The organism is Neobacillus kokaensis, from assembly GCF_014656545.1.
Classification (GTDB): domain Bacteria; phylum Bacillota; class Bacilli; order Bacillales; family Cytobacillaceae; genus Neobacillus; species Neobacillus kokaensis.
The window spans coordinates 109107-122855 of record NZ_BNDS01000005.1 but is presented as its reverse complement, the minus strand read 5'-3'; the positions used below and the strand labels follow the sequence as shown (position 1 = coordinate 122855).

Here is a 13749-nt window from a genome sequence, read left to right as displayed (position 1 = left end):
AATTAGCGCAAAGCGCCTCCCAATTAGCGTAAGGCGAATCAATTAGCGCAAACCACCCTCCAATTAGCGTAGAAGCCACCTTAATTAGCGTAAACTGCCTCCCAATTAGCGTAAGGCGAATCAATTAGCATAAACCACCCTCCAATTAGCATAGAAGCGCCCTTAATTAGCGTGAACCGCCTCCAATTAACGTAAATCATTTTTAATTAGAAAATCGAAGTTATTAATTTCCATTAAATATTTTCGATATCGATAATCGCCCTCTCCTTTAAAGCCCATCCCTTGTAAAATGCGCTTAGCCGTATGGATATCCACCCCCAAAAACTCCCTGCACTCCCGATTCGTGATGGTTCTTTTATATATCAGAAACCACTCGAGCAAATTTTTTTGATGTGCTATAGGATCGGTGGCATCACAAGTGGGGCAAACCCATGTCCTAGGAAGCTTAATCATTCCTAACCTCTGACATACTTTGCATCTAACTCCGGGCCGGAAATCACTCAGCGGAATTTGATAAGCTTCACTAACGGGTCTTGGGATAAAACGTTGATGAGACCTCAGTAGTTCAGCAGAAAGCCATGCAAAGGTATCTGGATCTAGTTTTTGTTCGGGTCTTCGAATGTTTTTAATGAAAGTAGGAACTAAGCTGGGAAATAATAGTGTTGTATGGGCGGGGGGGACTTTGACGATTTGCCTAGGATAGGCTAGTACGACAGCGCGATAGATGGGGAGTTGGATGTTCCGGCTCCAAAGCCATTCGGTTAAATAATCGCAATTTCGCTGCAGCTGGACAACGGGGCTTTCATAGCCAAATTGATGTCCGTTGTCCTTCGTGCTGATTAATTGCGGCGGATTGTCTTTAAACTCCAGCACCCCGCCGATATTTTTCACCTCGAAAACAAAGCCGTGCCAGGGAGTTAAACAATGTGAGTCGATTTGGAATTTCTCATCACAAGAAAGCGATAAATCATGATAAATGCGGTTTTCAAAGCAAAACGGACTTTTACGAAAAACCTCTGCCACCCTCTCTTCCCCGCCAATTCCCGCTTCCACCGCGGTTTGCTTGGCTGATAAAACCGGCAAGATCAGATGACCGGCTGGTAACCGGTCTTGGGCGGTAATCAGCCCTTCTAACTTCAATGAGTAATCTCGATCTTTCAAATGAATCACCTCCACACGCATCGTAGCACAATGCAAAAAGCAAAACTATAGTGTTCAAAAACTTGTAAAAAATAAACTTGTCCGCCCATTGACCAATACAGTCAATAGGAATAAAATGTAATTGACTGGTGTGGTCAACAAACAACCGCACCAAAAGGAGGGACGCAAAAAAAGTGTATACGAAGTTTCTCAACTTAGAACAAGAAAAACAAGACCGAATTATTAATGCAGCGATAAAGGAATTTGCCCAAAAAGGCTACGATAATGCCTCGACAAACGAAATTGTGAAGGTGGCCGAGATCTCAAAGGGGCTGTTGTTTCATTATTTTGGAAATAAAAAGCAGTTGTATTTATTCCTGTTCGACTATTGCTACGATTTGATTGCTGATGAATTTTTCAAAAAAATTGACCTTTCTGAGACTGATTTTTTTATCAGAATGCGGCAGGCGGTCATCATTAAGATGGAATTGCTGGCAAACTATCCAGAGCTATTTAATTTCCTTCAGGCAGTTTACTTGGAAGAATCGAGGGAAATTAGACAGGAGTTCGAAAAAAAATTACAGCAGCTGCAGGAAATCAATTTTGCCAAAATGTATGAAAACATTGATACCTCGAAGTTTCGCAGCGATATTGAGCTGGAAAAAGTCATAAAAATCATCACCTGGACATTTGAAAAATTGAGTGAGGAGGAGCTGAATAAAGCAAAGCTATTACCAAATTACGAAATTGATTATCAAAAAGTCCGCAGTGAGGTAGAGAAGTATTTCGACGTGCTGATCAAGGCTTTTTACAAATAAGGGAGGCCAAGGGCGATGAATGTGATTGAGCTTAAAAATCTGACGAAAACGTATGGTAAGGCGAGAGGAATTACAAACATCAGCTTTAATGTGGAAGAGGGCGAGATTTTTGGGTTTATCGGACCAAATGGCGCCGGGAAGTCGACGACGATTCGCACGATGCTGTCACTGATTTATCCGACAAGCGGCAGTGCTATGATTTTTGGCAAGGATTCCGTCAAGTACGGCCCGGAAATTAAAAAGGAAATCGGCTATCTGCCCTCGGAAGTGTTTTATTATGACAACATGAAGGTAAAAGAGCTGCTGAAGTATTCGGCCAGTTTTTACAAAAAGGACTGCAGCAAGCGGATTACACAACTGGCTGAGATGCTTGACCTCGATCTCAATAAAAGAATTGATGATCTTTCGTTTGGCAATAAGAAAAAGGTTGGCATCGTCCAGGGGCTGCTCCACGAACCGAAGCTGATTATTCTTGATGAGCCGACGAGCGGCCTCGACCCGTTGATGCAGCAGAAGTTCTTTGAATTGTTAAAAGAGGAGAATAAAAAAGGCACGACGATTTTGTTTTCGTCGCATATTTTAAGCGAAGTGCAGAAATTGTGTGACCGGGTTGCGATTATTAAGGAAGGCGAGCTGGTCAACGTCGAGAAGATCAGCACGTTAAAAGAAAATAACCATAAGCGCTTTAAGCTGGAATCGCAAACGCAGGTTCCGCATGATTATTTTAAAATCAAGGGAGTTCAAAACCTTGAGGTGAATAATCATATAACGAGCTTTTTATATAGCGGCAATATCAATATGATTTTGCAAAAATTAGCGCAGCTGGAGCTTTACAATCTGTGGATCGAGGAGCCTGATTTAGAGGAAATCTTTATGCATTATTACGAAAAGGAGAACTAGACCATGAATATGTTTCTCCATGAATTAAAGGCATACCGGAAGTCTACCATCATCTGGGCATTCTCGCTCGTTGCTATACTGGTGCTGTTTATGTCGATGTTCCCTGGTTTGACGAGGGATGCAGCTGATTTTAAAAAGCTGCTTGAGGGATATCCGGAAGGTGTGAGAAAGGCGTTTGGTATTTCGCTTGAGAGCATCACTTCGCTTCTAGGTTTTTATTCGTATGTGTTTGCTTATATTCTGTTATGCGGTTCCATTCAAGCTATGAATCTAGGAATCTCGATTTTATCAAAGGAGTCGAGGGAAAAAACGGCGGACTTTTTACTGACAAAGCCGGTGAAACGAAACCAAGTGGTAACCGCTAAATTATCGGCCGCGCTAACCTCCTTAATCATTACGAATGGTATCTACTTGGCGGCAGCGGTTATCATAGCAATGGCTGTAAGTACAAAGCCATTTGATATACAAACCTTTACGTTAATTTCCTTAACAGCATTTTGGGTAGAATGTATGTTTTTAGCGTTAGGAGTGCTCGTTTCTGCTGTCGTAACAAGAATTAAATCAGTCCTGCCGCTTTCACTTAGTACGGTATTTGGCTTCTATGTCTTAAACATGTTTGGTGCGGTAATTGGTGAAAAGGCTATCCGTTACCTTACACCTTTTAAGTATTATGACACAGCTTATATTATCAAGCATTCTTCCTATGAAACGAGCTATATCATCATAGAAATCATTGTTATAGCCGGGGCAATAGCTGCAAGCTACATGATTTATGCTAAAAAAGATATTCATGCGGTGTGAGGGGGTGTCGTGATGAATTTGTTTTTCCGGGAAATAAAGGCAGCGAGGAGGTCGCTTATACTATGGAGCATTGGAATTTGCTTTATGGTTGTAAGCGGCATGGCCAAATATGAAGGGTTAAGCGGGACTGGGCAATCACTGCAGCAAATGATATCGGAAATGCCAAAATCGCTGCAGGCAATTATGGGAACTGGAACCTTGGATTTATCAACGGCGGTTGGATTTTACGCGATTCTTTTTACGTATCTGCAGCTAATGGCAGCGATTCATGCCATGATGCTTGGTGCCAATATCATTGCCAAGGAAGAGCGCGACCAAACCGCGGAATTTCTGATGGCAAAGCCGATATCGCGTTCCCAAATAATTACCGCCAAGCTGTCGGCAGCGCTCGCCAACGTGGTGATCTTTAACCTGGTAACCTTGATTCTCTCCATCACAATGGTGAGCAAATTTAGTAAGGACGGCGAGTCATTGACTGATATTTACTTATTAATGGCAGGAATGTTCATGCTGCAGCTTATTTTTCTGGCCGCTGGGTCTAGTATTGCGGCAGCTGGGAACAAGCCAAAGCGAGCTGCTTCCGTAGGGACCGGGATCCTACTAATCTCCTATATTCTTTCCCTTGCTATTGACTTAAATGAGAATATAAAATTATTGCAATATATTACTCCTTTTAAGTATTTCGAAGCCAAAAGAGTAGTAGCAGGCGGTGTGCTGGACCCTGTGTTTGTCGGTCTATCCGCCATCATCATTATTATTCTAATCACATTAACTTATGTTTCTTTTAGGAAGAGGGATTTAAGTGTTTAAAGACTGTCACAGCAGTCTTTTTTTTGTTAGAAAAATAAACTAGTAGAATATTCCTAATATAAACAAAATATTGACGATTTACCAAATTTTGAATAAAATTGATTTGAAACTCGAAAAAAATAGAAGGAAGTCTAAGGTGCCAGAGAAGATTTTCAGTTTTAGTGTTAAAAAATGGGAGAAATGGGGGAGGAAAGGTGAAGTTTAAAAGAAGTTTACCGTTATTGTTGATTTTGCTCATGGTATTCTCCGGTGTTGCTCAAGCAGCTGTTCCAAAAGCGGCTCTAAGTAAAAGCAGCCAGACAACGCAGCTTAAACATAAACTCTCAAAGTCCATTAAGGGCAAAGAGCTTGAGAAAAATTATAAAAAGACGGACAAAGTCCGCGTAATTGTAGAGGTTGATGGAGAACCGGCGATTACATATGTAACAAAGCAAGGCAAGAAATATAGTGAACTATCAAAAACAGTCAAAGAAAAATTAGAAAAAAATATCGTAAATGCACAGCAGAATGTTAAAAACCAAATTGCTCAAAAGGCGATTAACATGAAGTTCAAGCAGCACTTTACAACAACCTTCAATGGATTTTCCGGTATTGTTGAATATGGGAAAATTCCTGCGATTAAAAGTATTGCAGGTGTTTCCAAAGTAACCATTGCCCATGAGTATCAACGCCCGGAAATTAAGCCGGATATGAAGTACAGCAAGGAAATTGTCGAAGCGCAAAAGGCTTGGGAAGATTACGGCTATAAAGGTGAAGGAATGGTTGTTGGGATTATTGACACCGGTATTGACCCTAGCCATAAAGACATGACATTAATGGATACATCACAAGAGGCACTTTCAGAAGATGGGGTGAAAGCGCTTAAAACTGAAAAAGGGCTACCTGGAAAATTCTATACTGATAAAGTCCCTTACGGTTTTAACTACTATGATGAGAACGACCAAATTCTAGATTTAGGTCCGGATGCTTCGATGCACGGCATGCATGTTGCCGGTACTGTCGGGGCTAATGGCGACGAAGAAAAAGGCGGTATTAAAGGGGTAGCTCCTGAGGCGCAATTACTGGCCCTTAAAGTGTTCGGTAATGATCCGGAAATGCCTTCTACATGGAGCGACATCATTATTAAAGCAATCGACGACTCTATTAAACTAGGAGCAGATGTAAATAACCTAAGTTTAGGATCAACCAGTGCGTTTGTACAAGCAGATGACCCTGAACAAATGGCTGTTCAAAGAGCGGTCGAAAATGGTGTATTAATGTCCATTTCTGCCGGTAACTCCAACCATTTCGGCGACGGTTACTTTAATCCGCTGGGGGCAAATCCGGATTACGGAGTAGTTGGTGCTCCTGGTATTGCAACTAATTCTCTACAAGTAGCTTCGATTGAAAATAACTATATGGATTTAGACGCGATTACGTATTCCTTTGATGGAGCGGAAGCAGGAAAGTCACCGTTCTTATCGGCAAGCAGTACTGATCCATTAAAGCAAAGCCAAAAGTCTTTTGAAATTTTAGCTGCCGGAATTGGCCAGCCAGCTGATTTTGAAGGCAAAGATTTTAAAGGAAAATATGCATTAATTCAGCGCGGGACCATTGGCTTTGTGGATAAAGCCTTAAATGCCCAAAAAGCAGGTGCAGTTGGCGTTATTATTTACAATAACACAAATGGATTTGTAAACATGGCGTCCGATTCAGCGATTACCATTCCACAGTTATTCATGTTAAAAACGGATGGCGATCAGCTGAAAGCAAAACTTGATGCAGGTGTAAAGGTAACAATTGAATTTAAAGGTGATAAAGTTACAGCTCCAAACCCAACAGCAGGCCAAATGTCTGATTTCACATCCTGGGGTGTAACGCCAAACTTAGACTTTAAGCCTGAAATTACTGCACCGGGAGGCAATATTCTTTCCACATTAAATAATAACCAATATGGCGTTATGAGCGGTACATCAATGGCTGCTCCGCATGTTTCCGGTGGTGCCTCACTTATACTTGAACGGGTGAAAAAGGACTTTGCCGATTTAAAAGGTGCTGCACGAGTGAACATGGCGAAAAACCTATTAATGAACACGAGTAAGGTGGTAGAGGATAAAGGTACTTATAATGCAGCATTTATGCATAATCCATATTCGCCGCGTCGTCAAGGGGCTGGTGTTATGCAGCTTCATGCAGCATTAAGCACGCCTATTGTGGTGACAGAAGAAAAAACAAATGAAGCAAAGGTTGCTTTAAAAGAAATTAAAGATAACAAGGCTCAATTTAGCCTAAAGGTACGAAACTTCTCAGATAAAGAAGTTCAGTATGCAGTCGATGGAAATGTTCAAACCGATTTGGCGGTAGCTAATAAAGAGGGCCTTGTGATTGATCAAATGGAAGCACAGGGGATTTACAAAAATGGCACCATTTCAGAAGCGGAGCCTTGGACTGGCGAATTCCCAATTACTTTCAGTCAAAAGGAAATCACTGTGCCAGCCAATGGCAGCACAACAATCGATGTAACAGTTGACTTAACGGATACAGTTGATTGGGCTTACAACGCACCATTAAATGAAATATTTGAAAATGGCTATTTTGTTGAAGGGTTCGTTACTTTAACAGATGTAAATGACAACAATCCTGTCGTATCTGTGCCATATGTAGGGTTTAACGGTGACTGGAATAAGGCGCCAATCGTTGACAAAGAAATTTATGACGGCAGCGATGCTGAATCCTTCTACGCCTGGACTGGCATGTTAACAACTGCCGGTGTCGACGAAGAAGGCAACGAGTACTATGACTATTTAGGATATAATCCAGCGGATGATTCCTTCAAGTCCAAGCAAATTGCCATTTCGCCAAATGGTGACGGAGTCCAGGATAATGCACTGCCAATTCTATCATTCTTGCGAAATGCAAAAACAGTAGAATACAAGATTGTCGATAAAGACGGAAATGTTCTGCGGAAAATTAAATCGGATACACTTGTCCGGAAAAACTTTAATGATGGAGGCAGAGGGGCGCAATATTATCTTAATCCGGCAAATGCTTGGGATGGAAAAATTAAGAACAAATTAGCTGCTGACGGCCAGTACTATTATGAAATTGCTGCTGCAATTGACTTCCCTGGTAAAGTGCCGCAAACAGTCAGGTTCCCTGTACTTGTTGATACGGCTGCGCCAAAGGTAACGGCCGTACTTGATGGGAAAAAGCTTTCCATTAATTCGACTGACGGCGATGGATCTGGAGTTGCTTACTATGATGTTTTAGTTCATGGAAAATCTGTTTTGGCTGATCCTTTAGCAGGCAGTGCACAAGAATTTACATTTGATGAAACGCCTGTTGGTTTAGTTGAGGTTGTTGCCTATGACTTTGCCGGCAACACAAGTAAAGTAGAACTGCGCGGCGGAGCGGACAACACGATTCCGTATGTTCATGTCACTTCCATTGGAGCGGCTAATGTGTATCCAACTCATGAGCTTCCAGTCGCTGGATATGTGACAGATCAGTCCAAATTAAAGAGTCTATCAGTTAAAGTAGAACCATCTAATCAAGCGGATCAAAAATATTACACTGCTCAGTCAGTCGACTTCAGCTGGAATGCGGAAGAGGCTCGGTACGAATTCGAAACAGCAGTGACTGTGAAGAAAGATGGTGTCTATAATATCCGGGTTACGGGTAAAGATGATGCTGGTAACGAAATTAATTATCTAGTACGTGATTTGATGGTGGATACGACTGCACCGCAAATCAAGGTAAATAAAGCAGTTCCTGCAAAGGTAAAAGCAGATGTTAAATCTGTAAATCTTGATGTTACGGTGTCCGACAATTATGATGAACTTCATTATTATGTTGACGGCAGCGAGGAATTCAGCAAAGATTTTGCCGAGCCATATGCAATGAGAAGCCTAAGCAAGCAGGTGACAACACCATTAGACCTTGAGCCTGGAAATAACACTTTTACCCTGGAGCTTGTTGATATTGCCGGTCATAAAACAACGAAACAAATTAAGGTCTACCGCGGCGATTTTTATAAAGTAAAATATTACAATGGCAAATCTGTTTTGAAAACAGATGAAGTGATTAAAGGTTCAAAAACAAAAGCTCCGGCAGCACCGAAGAAGTCCGGATACACTTTCATCGGCTGGTATAAAGACGCTAAGTTCAAGACTAAGTTTGACTTTACGAAACCAATTACCGCTGATGCTAATGTTTATGCACGTTACGCAAAGAATCTAGCAAAACCTTCCAAAGTAAAGGCTGTATCGACTGATTACAACAAACTAACTGTCAGCTGGGCAAAAGTATCCGGCGCTGCCCAATATGATGTGTACCGTGCAACATCAAAATCAGGTAAATATACGAAGGCAGCAACGGTTAAGGGGACAAGCTACAGCAACAGTGGTTTAACGATTGGAAAAACGTATTATTATAAGGTTTTGGCTAAGTCCACTGTAGACGGCGTGAAGCTTGCCAGCCCTTATTCGGCGGTAGTAAGCGGCAAACCGGCACTTAAGACGCCAACGGGAGTAAAAGCTGCTAAGGTAAGCAGCACTTCTGTGAAGGTTACCTGGTCTAAGGTAAATGGTGCGAGCGGCTATAAAGTATACCGTGCAACGTCAAAATCAGGAAAATATTCAGTAGTTAAGACGGTTACTTCTGGAAAAACAGTAAGCTTTACCAATACAAAATTAGCAAAAGGCAAAACATATTATTACAAGGTAAGAGCTTATAAGGTAGTGAGCGGCAAAAATGTATACAGCTCCTATTCATCAGTAGTCTCAAAGGCTTTAAAAAAATAAGTTGATTTTACTAGAAACGCTCGGAGCTTTTCAAGTCCCGAGCGTTTCTTTTTATTTTTCACGTGTCATTTTGATCAGTGCTGTAATATCTCTTGTAAGTCTGCTGTAGGAAGGGTTGTCCACCTTTATGGTAGATTTAATTCTGTCAATTAACGTGATTGCATTTGGATTGGTCACCGTCAGAATTTGGACTTGACCGTCAAACGCTTTGTTCATCAGTTTTTTTGCTTGATCTAAATTATCATCTGTATTGACGTCGGTTTCATCTACGCCATCAAAACTCCCTTTTCCGGAAAGACCTGTCGTCCCTTTTAACACTTTATTTTGCATTTCATCATATCTGGTAGAGGTCGCTTCCGGCTTTGACCGGGCAAGAATCACTGTGTCATCAAGGACAAATACTTTGATTCCGGTAATCCCTTCCCCGGCAAGTCTTGATTCTAAGTGAGACGAAATCCCCCCGTCATGCAGACTGGAGCTGCCAATTAAGCTGTAGACGTTTGTCCCCATACCTTCTGTTGTTTTCGTCGTATGTTTTTTGGATCTGTCGACACTTGGAATGACATCTGGATTGTTTGTGCCCTGAACATGTCCGTTTCCTCGTTCATTTAGTGAGTTGTCATGCAGATTTTCCGCTGCATTGGCTTCATTTTTGTGAAACTCCTGCTGGCTTGTACAAGCGCCAAGTACTAATAAGGCGCCGACAAAGGGGACACCCCAAATCTTCCAATTCCTTTTCATAAATCTTCCTCCTTTTTATCCAATACAATTCCCCTTATTTTTTCTGAGTATGCATGGATAATTTTTGGGAACTATACTAGTCAAATGGCGGAAAAAATGCCGTATTTTACATGTGAAGTTGACTATTTCCTTGGAGGTGGACCCAGGTGACTGAAGAAAACAAAGAAATGCCGCAGGACATATCGAGAAGAAAATTTTTACGAAATACCGGTTATACAGTTGGCGGACTTGCTGTTGGAGGAATCTTAGGAAGTTTAATTCCATGGAGGAAGGATGATAAAACCAACAACCCTCCCCCGCCCCATGAGGAGAATTTTAATCAGGCACTGATGTATTTTACCCCTGAGCAATTTAAGATTGCCGAAGCTGTAACGGAAAGGATTTTTCCAAAAGATGATAATGGTCCAGGGGCGAAAGAATTGGGTGTTGCCTTTTTCATTGATCATCAGTTAGCCGGCGATTGGGGCTTTAACGCCCGTGATTATATGCAGCCGCCGTTCTACCGTGGTGAAAAAGTTCAAGGTTATCAAGGAAGGTTAAAGCGGCGCGATATTTTCGATATTGGCTTACGGGAAATCGACAACCACAGTATGCAAACATTTAAGAAAACCTTTATTGAATTAAGCGGTGAAGAACAGGATAAGATTTTACAGGATTTTGAGGGAGATAAGGTGAATGTTACGACTATTTCACCAAGCGGTTTTTTCCAAATGCTGCGAAGTGCAACATTAGAAGGTGTTTACAGCGATCCGTTGTATGGCGGTAACCGCAATATGGACGGCTGGAAAATGCGGAACTATCCCGGCAGCCAAATGGCTTATGCCGATGTCATTGAGAAGGACTTTACAAAAATTAAACCGCAGAGCCTGCAAAGTCATATGAATCATTAGAAAAGCGGAAGGCGCCCGCTTATCGGCGACAAGCGAAGACGAGAGCCGGCAGGAAGGTTGCTTTTTAACCTTCATGACGGATTGGCTGAAGACCATCGAGCCGCTGGCGCCTGGAGCTAGATAATTCTTAAAGTTATTTGAAGTTTTTTATTGAATTTCGACAAAGAAGGTGAAATCATGGCGAGAAAGTTACCAAAGGTAGATGTCGTCGTTGTCGGTGTCGGCTGGGCAGGCGGTATTATTGCCTCTGAACTGACAAAGAAAGGTTTAAAAGTGGTTGGTCTTGAACGTGGAAAAGAGCGGAAGACAGAAGATTATTTTATGGTTCATGACGAATTGAGATATGCATTGCGTTATGACCTCATGCAGGATCTATCAAAAGAAACGATTAGCTTCCGCGGAAACGAGAGAATCCGCGCCCTGCCGATGCGGCAGTATGGTTCGTTTTTAATTGGGGATGGCTTAGGCGGTGCGGGTGTTCATTGGAACGGTCAAACATTCCGCTTTTTGCCGTATGATTTTGAAATTCGTAGCAAAACGATGGAACGGTATGGGAAAAGTAAAATACCTGCCGAGATGGCACTGCAGGATTGGGGCATCACCTACGATGAACTGGAGCCATACTATGATAAGTTTGAAAAAACCTGCGGGATTTCCGGAGAAGAGAATCCATTAGGGGGCAAACGCTCTGATAAATACCCGACACCGCCAATGAAAAAATCACCCGCAATAAAAATGTTTGAAGAAGCAACGAAAAATATGAAACTCCATCCTTATATGATGCCGTCAGCGAATTTGTCGCAAAGCTATACGAACCCGGATGGTGTCGCCCGGGCAGCCTGCCAGTATTGTGCCTATTGTGAACGGTTCGGCTGTGAGTATGGGGCAAAGGCCGACCCGGTTGTCACGGTTATCCCAGTGGCCAAGAAAACAGGGAAATTTGAAATTCGGACTCATTCCAACGTAAGACGCATTTTACATAAAGGCGGAAAGGCGACGGGAGTCATCTATACGGATACGACAACCGGCGAAGATATTGAGCAGCCGGCCGATATAGTGGTGCTGACAAGCTATGTATTTAATAATATTCGTTTATTATTAATGTCGGATATTGGGAAGCCATATGACCCGGGTTCCGGCAGGGGTGTAATTGGTAAAAATTATGCCTACCAGGTGATTAAAGGAAATGCGATTGGCTATTTCAATGATAAACAATTTAACACGTATGCCGGCGCTGGTGCTTTGGGCATGGTGATTGACGATTACAATGGTGATAACTTTGATCATAAAGATGTGGACTTTATCCACGGCGGTATGGTATCACTCTCTCAAACAGGACTGCGGCCGATTCAAAATAATCCGGTTCCACAAGGCACCGCTGCATGGGGCAAAGAGTTTAAGGAAACATCGTTAAAATATGCTAACCGCTATTTATCTGTCGCTGCCCAAGGATCTTCAATGCCGTTTAAGCATCACTATCTCGATCTTGATCCAACCTATAAGGATGCTTTTGGCGATCCGCTGATTCGGATTACCTTTGATTTCGAAAAACAGGACCGAAATCTCGCTGTCTTCCTGGCCAATAAATGTGCCGATATTTTAAAGGAGATGGGTGCTGATCATATTGATTCATTAAAGGAACTGGGTCCATATGATATTACCACCTATCAATCGACACATAATACAGGCGGCGTGATTATGGGGGCAGACCCGGCAACATCGGCGGTCAATAATTACCTGCAAATGTGGGATATGGACAATTTATTTGTTGTCGGGGCATCGGCGTTTGCTCATAACTCCGGCTACAATCCAACTGGAACGGTTGGAGCCTTCGCGTACCGAGCAGCTGAAGGAATTCTAAAGTATCGGGATAAGGGCGGGCAAGTTGTCTAAATAACAAAAGGGGGCTTCTCAATTTGTGAGGTCCCCCTTTAAATTTTCTTTTAGGTAGGCTGCGAATCTGGCTAATAACGTCATGGAGTTAATATCGGTTTCAAACAACGGAATCTGGCATTTCTGCTGTCCTGGGAATTCCCGGTTAATCCAGTCAAGGTACTCTTCTTCGTTTTTCCTTCTCTTTTGCCAAAACGCTCCTGTCGCTTCCTCCCCAAGCACTTTATTGATGAACAGCGTGTTGACCTCTAATCCGTGTTGTTTTAATAGTTTAATAGCCTTTGAGGTTTCTAGGATAGGCAGGCGTTCGGCATTCAGGACAAAAATAAAGCACGTTGACTGATTGTCCATAAGAATTTGGCGTACGGCCGCAAAGCGCTGTTTTCTCAGTTGCAGCACTTGATAAATCGGGTCATCGATGGGGTCACCGTCATTTAACAGCTGGGTGTAATTGTCGGTTGTTTTCTTCCGCCGTTCGAGCATACCGTTAATCCACACTCCCATGATTTCTGGCAGAGTCAGCAGCCGGATGGTGTGCCCGGTGGGTGCGGTATCAAAGACAATCGCATCATACCGCTCCCCCTCATCAAGAATAATCGAAACGATGCGGTCAAACAAGGCTGCCTCCTCTGCCCCTGGAGACGAGCTTGCGGCATCAATCTGCCGGTGCACCTCTGCTTGCATCTGGGCACTGATGACCCCGCGGATATTTCTTTTTACTGTTTTGATATAATTCCGGCATTCGGCAGCAGGGTCAATTTCGACTGCATCCAAATGAGGTGATACTTCCAGCGGTTTATTTTTCAATGGCTTGTGAAAAATATCGCCGATGTTGTGTGCCGGGTCGGTGGATACAAGCAGGGTTTTCTGTTGCAACTGCTCCGATAAGAGGAGCGCTAGAGCGGCCGCGCTGGTTGATTTCCCCACTCCCCCTTTTCCGCCGACAAACCAGATTTTTTTCATGTTTTCCCCCTC

General features: G+C 42.7%; 10 protein-coding genes. 7 read left to right on the top strand and 3 right to left on the bottom strand.

Annotated elements, in window-relative coordinates:
- Positions 1 to 186: 186 nt before the first annotated feature.
- A complete protein-coding gene (locus IE222_RS07865; RefSeq protein WP_223282621.1) occupies positions 187 to 1161 on the bottom strand; it encodes a nuclease-related domain-containing protein in 975 nt (324 codons plus the stop codon).
- A gap of 173 nt (positions 1162 to 1334) precedes the next feature.
- Here IE222_RS07865 and IE222_RS07860 point away from each other — a divergent pair, with 173 nt between their 5' ends.
- The 5 genes from IE222_RS07860 (at position 1335) to IE222_RS26690 (ending at position 9250) form a co-directional block, all read left to right on the top strand.
- Positions 1335 to 1958, top strand: a complete 624-nt coding sequence (locus IE222_RS07860; protein WP_191271478.1) for a TetR/AcrR family transcriptional regulator — start codon at positions 1335 to 1337, stop codon at positions 1956 to 1958.
- Between the two features lie 15 nt (positions 1959 to 1973).
- Positions 1974 to 2858 carry an ABC transporter ATP-binding protein gene (locus tag IE222_RS07855; RefSeq protein WP_191271476.1) on the top strand — a complete coding sequence of 295 codons (885 nt, stop codon included), beginning with the start codon at positions 1974 to 1976 and terminating at the stop codon, positions 2856 to 2858.
- A gap of 3 nt (positions 2859 to 2861) precedes the next feature.
- A complete protein-coding gene (locus IE222_RS07850; RefSeq protein WP_191271475.1) occupies positions 2862 to 3659 on the top strand; it encodes an ABC transporter permease subunit in 798 nt (265 codons plus the stop codon).
- A 12-nt stretch (positions 3660 to 3671) separates the two neighbouring features.
- Positions 3672 to 4469 carry a DUF2705 family protein gene (locus tag IE222_RS07845; protein WP_191271473.1) on the top strand — a complete coding sequence of 266 codons (798 nt, stop codon included), beginning with the start codon at positions 3672 to 3674 and terminating at the stop codon, positions 4467 to 4469.
- A 194-nt stretch (positions 4470 to 4663) separates the two neighbouring features.
- Positions 4664 to 9250: a S8 family serine peptidase gene (locus IE222_RS26690; protein WP_191271471.1), complete on the top strand. Its 4587-nt coding sequence runs from the start codon at positions 4664 to 4666 to the stop codon at positions 9248 to 9250.
- Between the two features lie 51 nt (positions 9251 to 9301).
- Here IE222_RS26690 and IE222_RS07835 read toward each other — a convergent pair whose 3' ends face one another.
- Positions 9302 to 9991 (bottom strand): hypothetical protein, encoded by a 690-nt coding sequence (locus tag IE222_RS07835; RefSeq protein ID WP_191271470.1) that lies wholly within the window; start codon positions 9989 to 9991, stop codon positions 9302 to 9304.
- Between the two features lie 146 nt (positions 9992 to 10137).
- Here IE222_RS07835 and IE222_RS07830 point away from each other — a divergent pair, with 146 nt between their 5' ends.
- The gene (locus tag IE222_RS07830) at positions 10138 to 10881 is read left to right on the top strand and encodes a gluconate 2-dehydrogenase subunit 3 family protein (protein WP_370465022.1); all 744 of its coding nucleotides are present in this window, start codon (positions 10138 to 10140) and stop codon (positions 10879 to 10881) included.
- Positions 10882 to 11058: 177 nt separating this feature from the next.
- Positions 11059 to 12774, top strand: a complete 1716-nt coding sequence (locus IE222_RS07825; protein ID WP_191271468.1) for a GMC family oxidoreductase — start codon at positions 11059 to 11061, stop codon at positions 12772 to 12774.
- Between the two features lie 18 nt (positions 12775 to 12792).
- Here the strand turns inward: IE222_RS07825 and IE222_RS07820 are convergent, their stop codons facing one another.
- Positions 12793 to 13737, bottom strand: a complete 945-nt coding sequence (locus IE222_RS07820; protein WP_191271466.1) for an ArsA family ATPase — start codon at positions 13735 to 13737, stop codon at positions 12793 to 12795.
- Positions 13738 to 13749: the final 12 nt, after the last annotated feature.

Bases quoted from the DNA above. Each gene is read 5' to 3' on its own strand.
- IE222_RS07820 (WP_191271466.1), bottom strand. From the start codon at position 13,737: ATGAAAAAAATCTGGTTTGTCGGCGGAAAAGGGGGAGTGGGGAAATCA.
- IE222_RS07855 (WP_191271476.1), top strand. From the start codon at position 1,974: ATGAATGTGATTGAGCTTAAAAATCTGACGAAAACGTATGGTAAGGCG.
- IE222_RS07825 (WP_191271468.1), top strand. From the start codon at position 11,059: ATGGCGAGAAAGTTACCAAAGGTAGATGTCGTCGTTGTCGGTGTCGGC.
- IE222_RS07835 (WP_191271470.1), bottom strand. From the start codon at position 9,991: ATGAAAAGGAATTGGAAGATTTGGGGTGTCCCCTTTGTCGGCGCCTTA.
- IE222_RS07845 (WP_191271473.1), top strand. From the start codon at position 3,672: ATGAATTTGTTTTTCCGGGAAATAAAGGCAGCGAGGAGGTCGCTTATA.
- IE222_RS07850 (WP_191271475.1), top strand. From the start codon at position 2,862: ATGAATATGTTTCTCCATGAATTAAAGGCATACCGGAAGTCTACCATC.